The following is a 19,200-nucleotide window of genomic DNA, read 5'->3' on the forward strand; positions in this document are numbered from 1 at the left end:
ACCTCCGGAGTTTAAGAGGTGAGTTACAAGGGGCATGCAGGTAGAGTGAAATTTCAATATAGGGAAGACATTTGCCTGAAGTTATTTACGCCGGGCGTATTGCTTCGCAGGTTGGGTCACTCCAGGACTTGTCGAACGTGAACTTGAACTTGACCTGTGTGCCAGCTCCGGGGTAGTTAACTCGCAGATTCAGATCGTGCCACTGGCTGTCCTGCATCAGGTTATCTCCAGACTCATTGAAGAAACTAAAGTCCCCGTTGCTCCCCATCCAGATACTCAGGTTGGCTTTGTTACCGCCGCTCTGTCCCTCAAACCGTTCTATTTTGTATTTCTCTACCTGGAAATAACTGTATCCCGAAGAGACGACAGTGTGCCCAATAATAGAGCCTCTGAACTTATGGTTGTTGGACGGGGAACACCACCAATTGATAACTGCTTTCGCAGAGGTGGCGGAGGTCGTTTGACTTTGGTCCGTAGCAGCTTGGCTCATCAGAGGAAGGCAGGACAACGCCAAGGACAGCAACAGGGTCTTCGCGGAAATTCTAAGCATTTGAGTATCTCTTCTTTGATTTTATTTTCACCTCGTTCAAACAGCGTGTTTAAACTTGAGTACAACGAGGCGATTGCAGACTATCGCCTCTTCGAGGGTATTACTGTAGGAGGCGCCAGCGCGCGTTGTAGGAAAACGACTTCATTGCGTTAATCTTTTACAACGGTGTAAATCCTGAAACTGGAGCATTCCCATGAAAATCGTCATCGCCCCCGATTCGTTCAAAGACAGCCTCGGTGCCCGAGGCGTGGCCGATGCCATTGCGCTGGGCCTGGCCGAGGTTTGGCCCGACGCGCAGTTAATCAAATGCCCGATGGCCGACGGCGGGGAAGGGACGGTCGAGTCGGTGCTGGTGGCATGCGATGGCCTGCGTCGGCGTGCAGTGGTCCGGGGACCGCTGGGCGCGCCAGTCGATGCCGCGTGGGGCTGGTTGCCTGGCAGCCACACCGCGATTATCGAAATGGCCGAGGCCAGTGGCCTGCAATGGGTGCCGGTCGATCAACGCAATGCGTGCATCAGCAGCACGTTCGGTACCGGCGAATTGATCCGCTGCGCCCTCGACGAGGGTGCGCAGCGCATCATCCTGGCGATTGGCGGCAGCGCCACCAATGACGGCGGTGCCGGAGCCATGCAGGCGCTCGGCGTGAAACTGCTCGATGCCCAAGGCCAGAGCCTGGCACCGGGCGGCCTCGCACTCGCGCACCTGTCTCGCATCGACTTGAGCGACATCGATCCGCGCCTGGCGCGAGTGCGCTTCGACATCGCCGCCGACGTCAACAATCCGCTGTGCGGCCCCCACGGTGCCTCGGCGATTTTCGGCCCGCAAAAAGGAGCCACTTCCGAGCAGGTCCAGCAACTGGATCATGCCCTCGGGCACTTTGCCGATCACTGCGCGAGCGTCTTGCACAACGATGTGCGCGACGAGCCGGGCAGCGGTGCAGCGGGCGGTCTGGGCTTTGCCGCCAAGGCGTTTCTGGGGGCGCAGTTCAAAGCCGGGGTTGAAGTGGTGGCAGAACTGGTCGGTCTGGCGGAGGCGGTCAAGGGCGCCGATCTGGTGATCACCGGCGAAGGCCGTTTCGATGCGCAAACCTTGCGCGGCAAGACACCGTTTGGCGTCGCCCGCATTGCTCGCGAACACGGCGTACCGGTGATCGTTATCGCCGGCACGTTGGGCGAGGGCTATCAGGCGTTGTACGAGCACGGTATCGATGCCGCGTTTGCCCTGGCGAGCGGGCCGATGACGCTGGAGCAGGCATGTGCCGATGCGCCACGCTTGTTGCGTGAGCGGGCGAGCGATATTGCCCGGGTCTGGCGCCTCGTTGCACGTAAATCCGGAACAGCCCTGTAGAAGCCCGGAGAATTATATTTCGCAAATCCCCGCAAAAATACTCAACCCCCGCCGATATAGATAACAGGCGCGCCTTCCCGGCGGGCGCCAGACTGACCGGCGCGCGTCAACGCTCGCCCTTCATCGATAACGGCAAGGACGCTCGAAGCCTCAATCACCGAGTACCGTCCTATGTCCCTGCGTAATCTGAACATCGCGCCTCGCGCTTTCCTGGGTTTTGCGTTTATCGCCTTGCTGGTCATCGTGCTCGGCGTGTTCGCCGTCAACCGCATGACGATCATTCGTCAGGCCGCGGTGGATATGGGGGCGACGCAACTGCCCAGCGTCGGCTACCTCGGCAACATGACCGAAAACGTCCTGCGCATGCGCATCCTCTCCTTCCGCGTATTGGTTAACCGTGATCCGGCCGCGTTGCAGGAAGCCCAGGCCCGTATCGGCGTGCTCGTCGACAAGCTGCGCAGCGCCCAGGCCGACTACGCTGCGTTGCCCGCTCAACCGGAAGAAGCCGCGCTGTACAAGACATTCATAGTCACGCTGGAGAACTACCTGCAGGCGCAAAACCAGATGCTGGAGCTGTCGCGGCAGAACAAACTCGATGAGATGCGCAGCCTGATCAACACGCAAATCAAGGACGGCACCGATCAGATGGGCGTGCAGCTCAACAAGCTGGTGGCACTCAACAGCAGCTACGCCAGGTCCGCGCTGACCGAGGCGGGCGAGCAGTACAACAATGCGATCACCGGCATCGTTATTGTCTCGGTGCTCGCCGCGCTGCTGACCGTGCTGCTCGCCTGGTTGCTGACTCGCAGCATCGTCACGCCGCTGAACCGTGCACTGCTGGCGGCGCAAACCATTGCCGCTGGCAACCTCACCAACGTCATCGAGATCGACGGCAAGGATGAGCCGGCGCGCCTGCTCGGCGCCTTGTCGAGCATGCAGACCAGCCTGCGTCAGACCATCGAGCAGATTGCCGGTTCGGCCACACAACTGGGCGCCGCCGCTGAAGAACTGAGCACCGTGACCCAGGAAGCGTCCCGCGGCCTGCAACAGCAAAACAACGAGATCGAACAGGCCGCCACTGCGGTGAACGAAATGACCGCCGCGGTCGAAGAAGTGGCGCGCAATGCGGTCTCGACTTCCGAAGCTTCGAACCAGTCGACCCAGGCCGCCCGCGAGGGTCGCGACCGCGTGGTGGAAACCGTCGACGCGATCCAGACCATGACCCGGGACGTGCAAAACACGTCGCTGATGATCGAAGGGCTGGCGACCCAAGGTCGCGATATTGGCAAGGTGCTGGACGTGATCCGTGCCATCGCCGAACAAACCAACCTGCTGGCGCTGAACGCGGCGATCGAAGCCGCACGTGCCGGTGAAGCCGGGCGGGGTTTTGCGGTTGTCGCGGACGAAGTTCGCGCGTTGGCTCATCGCACGGCGCAATCCACGCAAGAGATCGAGAAGATGGTGGCGGGCATTCAAAACGGCACCGGCCATGCAGTCTCATCGATGCAACAAAGCAATCAGCGCACCCAAAGCACTTTGGCCATGGCACGGGCGGCGGGTGTGGCGCTGGAGCAGATCACCCAGTCCATCCAGATGATCAACGAGCGCAATCTTGTCATCGCCAGCGCCTCGGAAGAGCAGGCGCAGGTTTCTCGCGAAGTGGACCGCAATCTGGTGAACATCCGCGACCTCGCCACCCAGTCCGCCGCGGGTGCCAACCAGACCAGCGCCGCCACCCATGAGCTGTCACGACTGGCGGTGGATTTGAATGCGCTGGTGGCGCGGTTTGTGATCTGAACCCGCACCCAAGGAGCGAGCTTGCTCGCGATGGACGTCAACGATAACGCGGGCTGCCTGACACCCAGCGGCGTTCTCACCTCCACCGTGAGCAAGCTTGCTCCTTCTCTTTTGCGATAGGGCAGATCAGGTGCCGAGAGTCGGTGGACGATCGCTTGCCCCCGGATATCGTGGGCGTTCGTCCTCCGGTTCCGGGCGCGGCGTTATTTATAAGTGATGGTGAACCCCAGTGACGCATCGGCCGATCCCGCGGAGACATCCGCCGTCGGGCCCGTCTGGTAGTAGCGAGCATTGAACTCCAGCAGCATGCCACCACTGGCCGGGATGACGCCTTGATCGACATCGGTCAGCAAGGCAATCGGCGTCACGGCGTCGCGCTTCAGTATCTGGATACCGATGCCTTTTGCGGTGGAACTGCTGCCCAGGCTGAACACGCCATTGGCTGCGTCGATGGCCGTTGAGCCCGCCACCGGGTCCAGACGGATATGGGCGTTCGCCTCGAAGCCCCCCGGCAGCGGATCGGACATGCACGAATTCAAGGCAATGCTGAACGGCACCGCCACCGTGGCGTGGTCCTTTCCCGTGAACTCCGTATCAGGCCAGTCACCAAGCTTCACGGGATCGGCGCTCACGGGGTTGGTCGACAATGTGCATTCGGCCTGGGTGACCGCACCGCTCAAGGTCAGGCTAAAGGCATTGGGAACACCGGTGAATGACGCGTTGACCATTTCCTTGCCCGAATCCAGTGGATGCGTGCCTTGGCCGATCGTCCCGGTTTTGATCAAGGTTACTGTCCCGCGCAGCAACGCGTGCTGGAGCGGGAAAGGCGTATTGAAATCGATGTAGCCATCAAACGGCACCGTGCTGTCAGCGCTGTTGAGCTTCCAGAAACCAGTGGTCGTCCCGTCGTACGGGCTGCCTATTTTGATCAAGGCCCCCACACCCGCGACATTGGTCTCAAGCAACGTACCGTGCGGGGCGACACCGTTCATTCGGGGGATAGGGCCGGGTACCGGTGTGGCCGTGGATGAAGCATTGAACGTTATTCGTGTGCCGTCGGTCAGGCAGTGAACCGCCAAGCCGCCGCCACTGAGCAGGAAGGGTTGCTCCGAGGGGCCGATGGGATCACCAATCCTGGCATCTCTGGGGACATACAGCGTATTCAAATGAGCGACATAGCGAATCGGCCCAGTATTGCCATTTGCCCAGTAACAACCGTTAGCGGCAGCGTTCGGGGCGGTGAAGGGCAAAAGACCGGACGCGGCAAGCGTGAGCAGAACGCCCGGGAATAATTTTTTCGACATGCTGTTTTCCTGGCAAAACGCTAGGCGCCCGGAAAGGGCGCCGAGTGCAAATGAACGAAGCGACGGCTCAACGGCAAATCAAGTCCTGAACCCGATAGCCCTGGTCCATCGGCAAGCTCTGGACATCGAATTGCAGATCACACTGTTCAGTGGCGGCATTCCCCCAACGCACCGTCAGGTTTTGCTGATCGCCGGTTGCGCTGAGCAACACCTGACCGGCCTGGCCGACAATGCCAAGGACTTCGCCATCGGCATGGGTGACTTGTGCACCAAACGGAAGGGCAGCGCCTTGGTCATCCCGAGTGGTCAGTAACAGTCTCTGGACTTTACGTGCCGGGAAGGTCGCCTTGACAATGGAGCCCTTGCGCGGCACCACCTGAGTGATGCCATTGTCGATCTCGACATTCGGATCGAGCTGATCGGTATCGAGGATCACCCGGTTGACCCGGTAAGGTTGCAGGTAAGGAATCAGCGCGTAGCCACGGTCGTTGGTGTTGACGCTGGAAGCATTGAGCAGGCCGACGCCTGGAATGTCGGGAACATGCGCCAGCCCACTGGTTTCGCCCAGATAAGGTCCGAATGCCAGGCCTTCACCGTGCAGCAATACGGCGCCACTGGCGTTGACCGACAAGTTGTTGTAATCGCTACCCTGAGTAATGCCCGCGCCGACGCTGGCGACAGCTGTCTGATAACCCAAGGCCAATTCGGCGGTTTGCTGTTTGTATTCATTGTTGAGCACGGAGGCTCGGTAATTGAGGCGATTACCCTCGGCCTGTCCTGACAAAGAGGCGCGCTGGCTGTACAAGCCGCCGCTTTCGCGCAGGTCGAGGGTGCCAGTCGTCGAACGTCCGAAATCCAGGGGCATCGAGATGCTCAAGCCGAACTGACGGTCATTGAACTGGTTGTCGTTAAGCGATTGAGAGGCGTAGAGGCTATAGCTGACCGATTTATGACGAGTGCTGAAGTTGAACTGGTATTGCCGCTGGCGGTAATCGGAACGCCAGAACTCTTCCTGCGACAGCGTCAGGCTCAAGGAACTGGAGGCGCCAATGTCCTGGAACACCGAGGCTTCCAGCAGACTGCGCCGACTGCCGCGAAAATACTTGTCGGCACTTCGCTCGCGTACCGCTTCGGTAAAATCGCGATAGCCCTCGGTTGAATAACGATAACCGGCAAAACGCAGGTTGGTGCGGGTGTCGAAGGTTTTGCCATACTTGATCGCATAACTCATTCCCTGGACATTGCGGCTGCTGTCATTGCGGTCGATATCGGCCGATGAACGAGTCGCATCCAGCGACAAGGCGCCGAACGATCCCAGGTTGCGGCCGATGCCAACAGTGCTCGCCTGATAAAAATCATTGGCCATCAAGCCGCCGTACAGTGTCGAGTTCCAGCCAATTCCGCTGGCCAGCGTCCCCTGCCAAAGCATCGCATCGTCAACCGAGTAAGACGGCGCGTTGTACTGGCCGAGACTGGCGCTGTAACGCCAGACACCCTCGCGCAGCAGGTTATTGAGCGTCGAGTAGGGTTGCGTAAAGCGTCGTACCTGACCGTCGGCTTCGGTCAGGATGATCTCCAGTTCGCCGCTTCCGCCGCCGGTGATGAGGTCATTGATTTCATAGGGACCGGCGCTGACATAGGTGGAGTAGATCGGGAATCCGTTCTGGCGAATCTCCAGCCTGGCGCGGCTCTGCGCTACACCCCGAACGATCGGTGAGTAGTTTTGCTGCGAGTCGGGCAGCATGCTCAAATCGGACGCGACCTGCGCCCCCAGGATCGGCACACTCCTGAACACATCCCCCGGCGTATAGGCTTCTCCCAGAGTCACGCGCGAATGAGTGCCGGGGAGGTCGCGCTGCAAGTAGGTGTAGGCGCGAGACCAGGCGCTTTCCCCTTGAGCCTCGCTACGAAAGACGTTATTGCTGCGCAAGCGCCAGGCCCCCAGATTCACGCCGCTATTGAGGTAGAGGTCCTGGCTGCTGGAGTTGCCGCCTCGGGCACGGCGACCTTGCTGGGCCGACACTTGATAGTTCACAAACGCCGAGTTGATGCCGTTGTCCCACAATTGCGGATCGACATAACCGGCTACATCACGACGCATGGCAATCTGCGGGATCGAAATCGACAGCGCTAACTGACCGCCATTCAGGTGCGCCAATGCGCCGGGGATGAGTCTTGGCAAATCGACGCACGCGCCGTGCGCCAGCGCCGGCTCGGCCAAAGCATCGAGATTGACCCCGATCTCTTTGAGCAATTGCATCGACAAGCAGGGCGTCAGGCCATCGCCGTGAGCGTTGAGGGTGAACTCGATCTCCTGTGGATCGAATAAAACCCGATTGACGTCGATGCTCACCAGGTAGCGGCCGGGGCCCAGATCCTGGCTACTGGAGAGGGCGCGCAACGCCAGGGCGCCGGCATCGCTGGCATGGTTATCCTGTTGGCGCATGAAGCTGGCTTCAAACTCGGGCTCGCCAGCGCCCACGACGGGCCGGGTGTCCAGTAAAGCCAGGCTGCCCCCGGCCAAAACGGCCAGATGAAGCCAACGCTGCGCGGGCTTTGAAGCCCGGTACGGAAAGAAATTCATGATAAGCATCCGCGCAGGTTTAAAGATCAACATCGACCGGCGACGTGAGGGGAGGGGTGTACCCGCCGTGGTCAGTGATGATGGAGAAGCTCACCTGCATTCCCGGCCGCGGTTTGAACCCTTCAAGCTCGTAGGTGCTCGACGCCAGCGGAAGCGCCATGGGGGTTTCTTTCAAGCGCACGGCCCGCCCGTCCGCTGTGAGCTCGATGCGGACGAATGAGATATGGAAGGGGGTCGGGTTGTTCAGCAAGAGGCGGTGTTTACCCTCGACTTTTTTCACCGACCAGTGAAGTTGTTTAGGTGCATCCAGCGGATTGGCCTTGATGTCGACAGGGCGGTAAAACAGCTTGATTCGCGTGCGCAACGATATGTTCAGCTGATTGGCTTCGCTTGTTTTTCGTTGCGGTATTTCCTGGACGTTGAAATAAAAGACCGATTCACGATCTTTCGGCAATGTATTTGGCAGACCGTTTATTTGTACCTGTTGTTCTTTTCCGGCATTCAAGCGAAACAGCGGTGGCGAAGCAATAAATGGCACGGCAGTGGTTTGGTCATCCGCCGTGGTATTGACCCAGGTTTGCACGGCAAAAGGCTTGTCGCTCGGATTATTGACATTTAAGGAAACATTGCGCTTGTCACTGTCAAATACCACTCGAGTACTGCTGATCGTCAGTGCGCCATAACTGCTGGGTAGCCACAATGCTGTCACGGTCGACAACAGGCAGCCGAGTACGCCAGCCCTCAAATACGCAGGACGGTTAATACAACCAGACATAGTCGATCTCTGAGTCGAAGTAAGGGTCGAAAACAACGGGCGGTGAAGCCCGTTGTTCAATCGAGGGTAAAGTTATTAATTGATATCGACGCGGAAGTTGACGTCTGCATCGGCCGGGCCAGGCGTCACGGCGTCAGCGGTTGCGACGTACACCGCTGTGAAGTACATCAAGGTCGGATCGGTTGCACTGAGTGGGTAAACGGCTGATGCCGTGCCGTTTTTCACCAGGGTATTGGTATTGTCCTTGATGCCCACCGCAACGCCGGTGGCCGCTCCGGCGACGTTCTTGATGCCGTAGTGATCGCCGCCACCGCCTTGAACCGAGGTGAAGGTCACCTTTGCATTAAATTTGTCTATGACGCACGTGGAGTCTGGGGTCAGGCGCATTTGAAAACCGCGACCACCGCCTTCGGTGCCACTCCCGCTGAAATCGCCAGCGTCCACCGAACCCATCGGCACCAGGTTACCTACCGCGCCGCTTTCCGGGTTAACAATTTGAATCGGGCATGTGGCGCTGGTGATCTTGCCGGCGAAGTTGATAGTGCCGTCGAAGGCCAGTGCCGAAGTGGCCGCCATGCTCAATGCCAGACCCAGCGGTAGTGCCAGTAGAGAGGTTTTCATGTAACAAATCCTTAAATAGATCAAGTCCGGCAGTTATTGTGCGAGACGATGCCGGAAGTGCTCACGATCGTTGTGAGTGGGAAAGGTAGTGTGTGTCTCGGCGGCGGCAGTTTAGAGGGGGCGGCGGGGCGGAGATATGAGAGAACTCTCAGTGTTGGAGCGGGGGTGTTTGAAGATGTTTATCTATTCAGGAAATAAAAAAGGCTCCACCTCAAGAGGTGGAGCCTTTCATTGCTTATGGTTAACGTGGCAGTGATGCTGAGACTATATTTCCGATTTTACCTCTGATATCTGCAACTGTGCTGTCTGGTCTGACTCCAATTGGGTCGGTGACCTTGACAGGTCTTTCGCCTCCATTGAATTCTTCATATCGCGAAGTTTGGCTCTGTTCAAGCTTCTCAAAATCCCATGGCTCACTATTACGACTATGCGCTGGGGGAACTGGCTCAGTGGTGGATGGAGGCGCTGGCTTCGCGGCAGGCCTCCTGGGTGGTGATACGGTAGTTGCCGGAACGTTTGCCGTCGCTCCTGCAGGCCCCGGTATTCCTTGCGGCCCCCGAGGCCCCTGAAGGCCCTGTGTCGCGGCAGGCCTGCTCAGAACGGGACTGCGTTTTGTTGCCGTTAAATCGTTCATGGCAGTCAATCTGGATTTGACGTGTGCATGCCATTTCGCCTGAGCCGCCGCCGCCCTGGTAACACCCTTGAGCGCCATCCCAAGAAAGACCCCGCCAAGCGCAGAGTCGATACCCCCAGAGATCAGGGAGTTCATCGCGTGGCTTTCACGGTCGGTCAACTTGGTCGCGGTCGTGGCCATGATGCCTTCAGCTATGCCCCAGCCGCCAAACCCGACCCCGATGGTCGTGAACACGGCCGCCCTTGCGAGAAATATCGCGCTCACGGCCACGCCCCCGATGAGCGGAACCGCTACAGCTGCGATGGTCAGGCCTATACCGATGGCTGACATTATCGCACCTGCGAGGCCCTTCAAGTTAACTCCGCGGTTGGCATGCCCCGTCGGGTCGGTGAAGTTAATTGGATCGCCCGCGCAGTAACAATAAGGATTGATCCCGCCAGCCCCAAAGGGGCTCAACGAATCCGGGCTATGAAAGCGCATTAAAGTCGGGTTATAGGCCCGGTAGCCTTGGCCCAGCAGGTACCAGCCGCTCGTTTGGTCACGTACTTCACCGTTGAAACCGAGCAGGCATTTCAAGTCATCGTCCGGGTTGCGATGTCCATAGGCGCCATAGACCGCTTTTCGCAGTTCATCCTGGCCACCTTCGGCCAGCACACTGTTTTTGCCGTCCGTCAACAGAAGCAAGGTCTGCGCGGGGTCGCCCTGTTCTTGCTGACCCAATGGCTGATCGCCGAGGTAGAGATAATCGATCTTCTGGTCGCCCTGTTCGGTGCGGCTCAGGCGGTCGCCCTGATAAAAGCGCAGGGTTTCAACCTGTGTACCCCGGGTGACCCCCAGCAAATGGTTATGGGCGTCATAGCGGTACTGGCTGACATCCTTGCCACTGGTGTCGGTGACCCGCATCAACCGGCCCTGAGTGTCGTAGTGCAGCGCCTGGCCGTTTTCATCGTGCTTGAGGTGGCCATCTTCGTCGTAGTCAAGCGTGCAACGGGTCGGGTAGTCGGGGTGGTTGTGGGTGACTTCCACCAATTGACAGGGATCGTTCGTAGAGAAATAGCTGAAAGCATCGTCACGTGTACCGTCGGCAAACAGCGTGTAGACCGCGGTCACATTGTCCAGTGCGTCGAACTCGAACAGCTGCTCCTCGATGGCGTTGCCGTATTGATCCCGAGGCAGACCAGGGCCTTCGCAGTTATAGGCCACCATGCGCCCGCGCTGGTCATAATCGAGGGTTTCCCGTAGCTCGGTCTGGCCGCCCACCTGCAATTCACGAACCTGCAACTTGCTGTCATCACGGTAGGTTTGGGTGATGGTTTGCTCCGGGTAACCGTCAAGCTCCATCAGGCGACTGATTTCCCGGCCTTGGTCGTCGTAAGTCAAGGTGGTTTTCAGCGCCTGCCCGGTGTGCGTATTGCGGGTGGTCGTTTCGGTCACCTGGCTCAGGTTGTCGTACACGAGGGTGACGACCAGTTGGCCTTGAGTGAGCGTCTTGAGTCGGGCCATTGCATCGTAGGTGTAGCTGCAGAGCAATCCATTGGCGTCCAGGCGTGTGAGCGCAAGGCCGTTGAGCGTCTGGGTGTAGCGGGTTTCCCATTGCTTGCCCGACCCCGTCTCTTTCCACAACTCTTTAAGCAACTGACCGTTGGCGTTGTAGTTGAAGGTATGCTCGCCCTGAGTGTTTTGCGACAACGTCAATTGCGCACTCTGCCCGTCGTAGTTGAAGCTCGATTGCTCATCGGGTGCAATGCTGCCAACCGGCGTGCCCGTCAGACCCGGCTGGTACTCGTAAGTGATCTCTTTTCCGCTGGCGGTGGTCACTTTGCTCACCTGGGATTGACCACCCGTGTACTCGAACGACTGAACACGTTTTCCGACTTCCAGCTTCGTGCGGCGTTCAAGGCCGTCAAATGTCTGGATGCCAACACTGACAGGCCCCTGACCGGCTTCGACGCTCGTCTCGACAGGCAGATCGCCGGCACTGTGAGCGGCGTAGGTGCGGTGCACTTCGGTGTAGTCCGGCAAAATCGTGGCCTGTACTCGGGTAAACAGATCGAACTCGAAGCGGGTGGACTCGCCCATTTCATTGATCTGCTCTACACAATTGCCCAGGCCGTCATACAGGTATTGGCGGGAACTGATGACCTTGTCCTGTGCATCCAGCGCCTCGATCTTGTCTTCCTTGCCGAAGCGATTGATGGTGGTGCGGCTTTTACCGCTGACTCTGATCGGCGCCACGGTACTTTCAGTCCAGCTGCGCAGGGTTTGTGTCGATGGATCGGTTTCGGTGACCTGCGCCACGCCGTCGGCTCCGACCACCTTGTATTGCTCGCCCCAGGCGTCGTAATGGATGTGGCTGGTCACTGGCTTGTCAGTGGCACCCTCCCAATCGGTAACGGTTTCGCTGATCAGTTGCCCAAGGTTGTTGTAGGTCGCGCTGTAGGTTTCGCGAAACGCCAGCGGATCGTCGCCGAGGGCATCGGCATCCTGTCGCTCTTCCTTGATAACCCGGTTGTGGCCGTCGAGCCAGTTGATGGTTTCGACACCCTTCACGTCCGTGGCTGTTTGCTTGGCCTGTTGACCCGCCGTGCCATTGGTCAGCGTGTAGGTATAGACGCGGCTGGCTGTGTAGGCCGTCGAATCCGGCGCAACGATTTCCTCGATCACCCGACCCAATCTGTCATAGACGTAGGCAATTTGGGCATCGTTGTCATCCTGGCTGAGCAGCTGCTGCCCGGTAAGCAGTGAGTGCTCCTGAGTGATGACTTTGCGTACGGGCTTGCCCGGCAAGTCATCGAAGCCGATCAGCTCGCTTTCCGTGCGCATGACCATGGCCTGCGCCCGGGCGTTTTGCGTAATGCAGTATTTGAATTGGGTGGTGGTCAGGGTATCGGCCCGGCCATGCAGTGTTTGGGTCATCCGCTGGATGAGCCCGTGCGTCAGTGGGTCTGTGGGCGTGCTGAGGTATTCATGAATCAGCTGTCGTACCTGCGTTGAGGTATTGGGATCGACAATATTCAGCAACGTTTCATTACGGAGTGCCAACCACGGACCGTGCCCGGTCAGGCCCGGTTGCGCGGTGTAGGTGTAATCGGTGCGCAGGGTCGGCGCTTTGCCATATTGCGACGCTGCCGGGGTCACGGTCTTGCTTTTAAGGTTGCGCACAAATCCCTGCGGGTCCGCGGGGCAACCGACCTCGCCTGGCGCGGCGTACCATTCGCTGGTTTCGGTCACGCCGTTGGCGTTGATTTGGGTCAGCAGGTTGCCGAAGTCGTCAAACGTGGTGCGGACCACCTCCACGTGGCGCGGCTGGGTAGTGCTTGCATGCCGCCACGTCTGGGTCACGGTTTTCGGTAACTGGCAATAGTTCGGCTGGTCCTCGAAAGCCAGCAACGGGTTGAAGTGGTATTCGGTTTCGGTGGTCTTGAGCGTATCGTCCCTGGCCGGATCGTGGCTGTACTGGAGGGTTTCTTCCAGGGTCAACAGATGCAGGCGGTTGTAGACCCGTTTTGTCTCCCGCACCGCTTTGTCGGCCGAAGCGTCCCAAAGTATTTCCCTGGTGTGGTACTCATACACGGAGCTCACTTTATAAAGGTTGTCCAGGCCATCGTCGCTCCAGGACAGACCGCTGCCGAAGCCCAGAAAGTTTTTGTCTGTGGGGTCGTACTCGTAACGGGTTTCGATGGCCGGCTGGCCGAAACCGGGGTCGCGCACGTGGGCGTATACCCGCGGCAGGGTGCGTCCGGCCACACCCGGAAAATAGTGCGGGCGGGCCGAATAGGTGACGGTCTCATGGCCGCCGGTAGGGGTGTAGACATTCTTGAGGCAGGTCAGCCCGCTCTCGGGAATATAGTCGAAACGCCAGGACGCCTTGTCGGCTGTCGGCAACTCCAGCGTTCTGCTCTCGCCGCCGATGATGCTCATCTGGAACAGGGCTTCACAGGTACTGCCAGGGTGCAGCGCGATTTTCAACAGGTTGGTGGTGCGCAGCAGGCTGAGCAGTGGGGTGCCGTCAGTATCGTTGGTGATGCGGCTCAGCAGGGGCTCGGTACCGAAGGCCGCATAGTCGAGCGTGACGCTGTGCCCTTGCGGCGAGAGCATTTGCACCGGCAGCGCAACCTCGCCCTGGCGGACTTCAAGCACTTCCACCAGGCCGGATTTATGCTCGACGCGGTAGCATTTGTTGCCCAGGTCATGGAAATGAAAGGAGTCGATTTTCTTTTCCGGAATGTGCGGACCATTGGGCCCGCCGAGAATGACCTTGAAGGTTTCACCGGTATACAGCGACAAAATGCCGTTGATGGGATTGAACTGCGACAGTTGCAAGTTCCAGCCCTTGCCGAAACCGCTGTCGGCGGCGTTGAGTGCGTTAAACGCCAGTTGCAGGGGAACGACCGGGCCACAGAGGTTATTGGCCTTGAGTTCAGGCAAAGAGATGGCGCAGGTGTATTGCCCGGTGCGCGGGTCGACCTGGCTTTGAATGAAATCCATGAAGTTGAAGGCGTTGGACTGTAAGGTGGCGGACGTGCTCATTAAAGCGCCTCGTTGTTTGGCCGAAAGACGGAAAATTGAATAAGTTAGCGGGCAAGATCAATTGGCGGGCTGAGAGCGCTCGATGTATACGCAGCTGAGTCGTTCGTTCCAATCTTTGTTCGCATAGTCACTGCCTTCCCACTGCTCCTCCACGCGAATATTTTTGTTCGGAATCAAATCGCCTGCTTGTCTTTTTTTGAAATCATTCAAGGTCATGTTGGCCGCAGGGTTACTCCAGTCTGTCGGCTGTTTAACTGTTTTTAGTTTGACAAAAAAGTTATCGCTAACTTTGGCATCGCTGCAGATTTCCTCGTCATAAAATTGAATGAGCGTTGCCGAAGGTATGTTCCTTAGTGTGAAAGTGACTGCCATGTTGTTCTCACAACTTTGGCTGCTTTGGCTGAAATCAAACGTTTGCCTGGTTTCTGGAACGGACAGCGTGCATTTCTGTTCACCTTTACTGTTGTAAAAAATAATATCGCCATACGTGGCTTTTGTTTGCGCGGCGGCAACGGTGTTTGCACCATAAAGTGCCATGCAGGTGTAAACAGTCGCGGTTAACAGGGTTTTTGAATAATTCACTATGGGTGATCTCTAAACAGGTTGAGGGTAGTCGCGTAAGGGCCGCTTCTTCCCGACATTAGCAGCAGCCCCGCATTTGACAACCTGGCACTTCTGCTAGTACCCAATGTTTGTTGTCAGGCGTAAAACGGAGGTTATCTGTCAAGCGTGCTATTTAATTAAATAGCCACGTTATTATTTTTAATGAAGGACTAAACCCAAGGAGTACAACTATGGCAGCGGGCCATCCGGACGCGCCAACTATTCCACTTCTGATCAACGGCACAATTGATCCTGAGGCGTTGAATGGCGGGCCACTTTCTACTTACGCGAGTTACACCGATCCCCAGTTAGGCGATGCCCTCTATCAAAGCTGGCTCGGGTTGGCAGAGAACGGAGATCCGGTCGATCACGGGAATATAAAGATCGACGTAGACCCTCAGCCGGGTCAAACCGAGTTTCTGATGCCGGTTCCCTACCACACCGTGGTGGCGCTGTTAAAAGGCCAGGTGTTCTATTCGTATTTTGTGGAGCGGGTTGCCGGTGGACCCAGGGAAGAGTCCAAGCGAATTCATTTCGGTATCGGAAAGCATGGGCTGTCATCCGCGGCTCAGATAAAAGAGTCCCATGACCTGCAGTTGGACCCCGACGCGATCGACGGCACCAGTATGACGATCGCGGTGGTCCCCTATACGGTGATGTCCAGCGGTGATGTGGTCAAGCTCGTCTGGAAAGGCGAGCGTGCTGATGGCAGCGCTGGGCCTACCGTGAATATCCCCCCCAAAACCTTGAACGATACCGATACTGACCTGACCAACAACCCCGGCCAGGTGTTGAGCTGGACAGTGCCCAGATCCAGCGCCGTGGCGCTGCGGGGCGGCAAGGTTACCCTGCATTACGAGATCACCTATGCCGCTTCAGTGCTCGCTGACACCGTATCGGCCGAACGCACCTTTCTGGTGGCACCGCCTGCCGCGCCCGAGCTGCCGGCGGCCACCGTCAAGGGGCTGACCGGCACCGAGATCGATCCCGGCCGGTTTCCGGACGGCATCGTTGTGGTGATTCCGGTCTATAAGGGGATTCGCGACGGCGACGAGGTGCTGGTGTACGGCACGCGCACCGGGACGGGTAGTGGTCCTAACAAAAACACAATCCAATATTTGAAGATCGACAGTTCCAACATCGCAAGCGGCAAGATTGAAGTAGCGATCCCGGCGCAGTGGCTGCGGGACAATCGTGGTGGCACTGTAAGCCTGCGTTATCAGTATGCGCGGCCAGACGCCGCCGGTTCCGGTTCGGCACTGAAACTGAGCATTCGAGAACCCCGTGTTTTGCCTACTCCAACGGTTGATCGCAGCGTCCTTGTCGGGGCGCGTGAAGAGCTCAATCCCATCTTGGCTTACAGCGGTGCCTACGTCACGATTCCTGCGCTCGCCACTATTGGCGATGACGAGGAAGTGACGGCGTATTGGAAGGGGTTCGGAACGACTGGCTCTTATGAAACAACAGTTCACAGCCAGCTCAATCCCAGAAAATTTCGTGTGCCCCCCGAGGTATTGCCGCCGAACTTCGGTAAAACCGTTGAAGTCACTTATCAAGTTGCTGGTCAGGATGCGGAGCCTGCGTTGCAACTGTTTATCCGACAACTTACCAGTCATCCCGGCATTAAGTGCGACAAAGCCCAGGTCGGCTCACCCGCAACCCTGAAACTGTCCGATATCCCGGCCGAAGGCGCGGTGTTGAGTGTGGAACTCTGGTCGTTCATTTCAACTCAGCACCGCGTGCGTTTGTGGTTGAGCGCCAGCGGTATTCCAGACCGCGAGATTATTGCTGTACGTGAAGTAAAGCCTGAAGAAGTCACACTCGGCGTCAACGCCAGACTATTCCGGGCAGACCTGGCAGGTATTGCAGCGAATGATACGTTCACCGTGAGAGCCAGTGTGAGCTTTGATGGTGGACACACTACCGTGACATTCAATAAGCCGCTGCAGCTGAAACTGCTGGCGGGATGAATATTGAATCTTTTTATTTGTTACTTTTGAGGTAATGAGCCATGAGTAAAATGACATTGGCGCAACTGGTCGCCCACCTGCAAGGCAAGTCCATGACCTTTGGTTGGGATGCTTTGACAATGTATGATCAACGCAAGGCGAATGAGTTGCTGTTTGAACTATACGTTGAACGGTTCAATACGGCTGATGGCTATATCGAGCCGGCCAGCATGGTTGCCAATTGGGGGGATGGTTCTTACAAGGAACATATTTTCAATTTGAAACTCAGTGCGCCGCGACTGTCGTTCCAAAGTTCGGACCCGAGCCTCGCCGCTCGGGCACGACTGACCATGGACATGATCGGTGGGATGATTATCAGCACTAAAAAGAACAGCGGTGGTGCTGTTTTCGTGTCGAAGATGCTGAAAGTACTTCCGGTGGGCGGACCGCAGTTATGGATGGATCAGCCGGTGACCAAAGGTACGGTCAGCGGTTTGGGTGATGTGGTGATTGACATAAAAAACGCCGACACATTCAAGGCTAACTTCGTTTTTGGTGACCTGGCACAGGAGGATGTCGGCAACCGTTTCAAGGAGTATTTCGATAAAGAGGTGAAGCCGGAGCAGAAGGTTTTCCCGCTGGGGAGGCTGGAGGGCGACCTGAACGGCGAGCTGACGCCAAAGAGTTTCGAAATCCGGACCATGAAATCCGACCCCCTCGCCGTATTGGGAGATGAAAGTTACGGCGATGGCATGGTGATGATGTTCATGACCCTGAAGAGTGGTCAGGACAGCACTACTTTTCCGAATGCCAATTCGACCTACCTTATTCCGGCTGACGAGGGCGGCACCCAATATACGGGAGCGATGATGCTCTCGAGCCGGGTGCTTTTCGACAGGATCATGCGCGATCCGGCCATTGCGGATATAGCGAATGGTATTGATTTTGAACCTTATGACGGCGGTAAGGATCTTGCGTTTCCTTTGAAGGGCTCCGCAGGTGGTCTCTTTCAGGACTACAAGTATCAGTATGATGTGTACCGCGGCGGAATAAAGGTTGGTATCTTTTACTTTTCAGTCCCGCTCCAACTTGACTTCAAGACGGACAGCGGAGGTGCTCCCTTAACTGTCAAGGCGGGTGGTAATCGTATTGAATTCGTGTTGAACAAGTCCTACAAGGCGATGTTCAGGCGGCGGATCGATTATTTCGCCGCTTGGGACAAGGATAAAGATGACAGCGCTCTCATGGATTTTTCAGTTGATTATCGCGTTCACTTCGATATTAAACTCGATAAGGAAACCGGTCTTGTCAGCTTTGAGCGCAATGAAAGCTCTTCGACGTTTAGCCTGACTATTGCCGGGGCGGAAGGGATGGAGGATGTCATCTCCCAATTCCCGAGCATGAAGCCTGGAATTGAAGCGTTTTTCAAACCCCGGATCATCGCACTACTCGATAAATTGACATCGCCCACGCTGGACACCTTCCTGGCCCGTAACCTTTTATTCCCCGGCCAAAACGCCTTGCAATTGACTGACGCCTTTGTCCCTGGCGATCTGGCGGTTTTCGGTCAGGTCGATCCCCTGCGCACAACGACCGCACTCTCTCCGAAGAATTCGACGATCAGTGCGGGAAGCACACTGCAATTCAACCTCACGCCCATGCCCGATAGCGTTCTATGGAGCGTCAAGGATGTCGACGGCAACATCGCTCAGCCGGGTACGATCAGTCCTGCCGGCGTATACACCGCACCCGCCGCGGATACGTTCACCGACGGGTCTATCGTGGTGATGGTGACGGCCAAGGGCACGCTCAATGGCTTGCCGGTGCAAAGCTCGGCGCTGGTCTCCGTCATGCATAGCGCTATCGTGGCTAACCCAATGTATGCCAGTTGTGAGACAGGAAAAACACTGGCTCTTTCTGCCCAGTCGTTGGACCCGAAAGCATTGGTATGGACCATTTTGACACCGCAATTTGGATCTTCGCTGGCGGTAGATCCCAACGATTCCAACCAGCGTGTGTACACAGCCGGTACAAATATGGACGCCGACATACCGTTCCCGATTGACAGGATTGAAATCAAAGATCCTTCCAGCGGAACCGTTTCTTATATTTCATTAATGATCGAGAAACAGCTGATTGCCGTACCAATGGTATTGGCCGGTTCAAGCGATTTGCCGAATGGGAAAGCACACTTTCAGTTGATGGGTGAGGAAGGGCCCATTGTGCCGACTCCAGGAGTGATAAAGGTATCCTGGAGCAAACTGTCAGGAAACGGCAATTTTGATGAGGTGACCGGGGTATATACCGAACCGGACAACATCGTCCCCGGTGACTTCGTTGTCCTTTCCGGCACAGCAGATATCGTTGGAACTAAACTGCGCGGTCAAATTGCCATCCCGCTACCTCTCAGCAAGTATGCAGAACTCATTGAAGCCGTGAGTGATACCGTCGCAAGTAATTCAATCAAACCATCGATCAAACAATTTATTGATCCATCGATTTAAG

11 protein-coding genes are annotated in these 19,200 nt (G+C 57.1%); 4 read left to right on the forward strand and 7 right to left on the reverse strand.

The window, feature by feature from the left end; all coding sequences use genetic code 11:
- Positions 1 to 85: 85 nt before the first annotated feature.
- Entirely contained in the window at positions 86 to 550 is a 465-nt protein-coding gene (locus ACYZT1_RS12165; protein WP_462019136.1) for a hypothetical protein, read from the reverse strand.
- A gap of 193 nt (positions 551 to 743) precedes the next feature.
- Between ACYZT1_RS12165 and ACYZT1_RS12170 the strand changes: the two genes are divergently transcribed.
- Positions 744 to 1,898 carry a glycerate kinase gene (locus tag ACYZT1_RS12170; RefSeq protein WP_462019137.1) on the forward strand — a complete coding sequence of 385 codons (1,155 nt, stop codon included), beginning with the start codon at positions 744 to 746 and terminating at the stop codon, positions 1,896 to 1,898.
- Positions 1,899 to 2,069: 171 nt separating this feature from the next.
- Positions 2,070 to 3,695 (forward strand): methyl-accepting chemotaxis protein, encoded by a 1,626-nt coding sequence (locus tag ACYZT1_RS12175; protein WP_462019138.1) that lies wholly within the window; start codon positions 2,070 to 2,072, stop codon positions 3,693 to 3,695.
- Between the two features lie 203 nt (positions 3,696 to 3,898).
- Here ACYZT1_RS12175 and ACYZT1_RS12180 read toward each other — a convergent pair whose 3' ends face one another.
- The 6 genes from ACYZT1_RS12180 to ACYZT1_RS12205 all read right to left on the reverse strand — a co-directional run bounded on the left by ACYZT1_RS12180 (position 3,899) and on the right by ACYZT1_RS12205 (position 14,725).
- A complete protein-coding gene (locus tag ACYZT1_RS12180) occupies positions 3,899 to 4,999 on the reverse strand; it encodes a fimbrial protein (protein ID WP_462019139.1) in 1,101 nt (366 codons plus the stop codon).
- Positions 5,000 to 5,066: 67 nt separating this feature from the next.
- Positions 5,067 to 7,583, reverse strand: coding sequence for a fimbria/pilus outer membrane usher protein (locus tag ACYZT1_RS12185; RefSeq protein ID WP_462019140.1), 2,517 nt, complete (start codon positions 7,581 to 7,583; stop codon positions 5,067 to 5,069).
- Between the two features lie 19 nt (positions 7,584 to 7,602).
- On the reverse strand, positions 7,603 to 8,358 hold the full coding sequence (locus tag ACYZT1_RS12190) for a fimbrial biogenesis chaperone (RefSeq protein ID WP_462019141.1): 756 nt from the start codon (positions 8,356 to 8,358) through the stop codon (positions 7,603 to 7,605).
- A 75-nt stretch (positions 8,359 to 8,433) separates the two neighbouring features.
- Positions 8,434 to 8,979, reverse strand: coding sequence for a fimbrial protein (locus ACYZT1_RS12195; protein ID WP_462019142.1), 546 nt, complete (start codon positions 8,977 to 8,979; stop codon positions 8,434 to 8,436).
- Positions 8,980 to 9,220: 241 nt separating this feature from the next.
- Complete coding sequence (locus ACYZT1_RS12200) at positions 9,221 to 14,143, reverse strand: RHS repeat-associated core domain-containing protein (RefSeq protein WP_462019143.1); 4,923 nt, start codon at positions 14,141 to 14,143, stop codon at positions 9,221 to 9,223.
- Positions 14,144 to 14,200: 57 nt separating this feature from the next.
- The gene (locus ACYZT1_RS12205; RefSeq protein WP_462019144.1) at positions 14,201 to 14,725 is read right to left on the reverse strand and encodes a hypothetical protein; all 525 of its coding nucleotides are present in this window, start codon (positions 14,723 to 14,725) and stop codon (positions 14,201 to 14,203) included.
- Positions 14,726 to 14,937: 212 nt separating this feature from the next.
- Between ACYZT1_RS12205 and ACYZT1_RS12210 the strand changes: the two genes are divergently transcribed.
- Complete coding sequence (locus tag ACYZT1_RS12210) at positions 14,938 to 16,716, forward strand: hypothetical protein (protein ID WP_462019145.1); 1,779 nt, start codon at positions 14,938 to 14,940, stop codon at positions 16,714 to 16,716.
- 41 nt (positions 16,717 to 16,757) lie between these two features.
- On the forward strand, positions 16,758 to 19,199 hold the full coding sequence (locus ACYZT1_RS12215) for a hypothetical protein (RefSeq protein ID WP_462019146.1): 2,442 nt from the start codon (positions 16,758 to 16,760) through the stop codon (positions 19,197 to 19,199).
- The last annotated feature ends 1 nt before the right edge of the window (position 19,200 follow it).

This window comes from Pseudomonas sp. PB3P13, assembly GCF_054897735.1.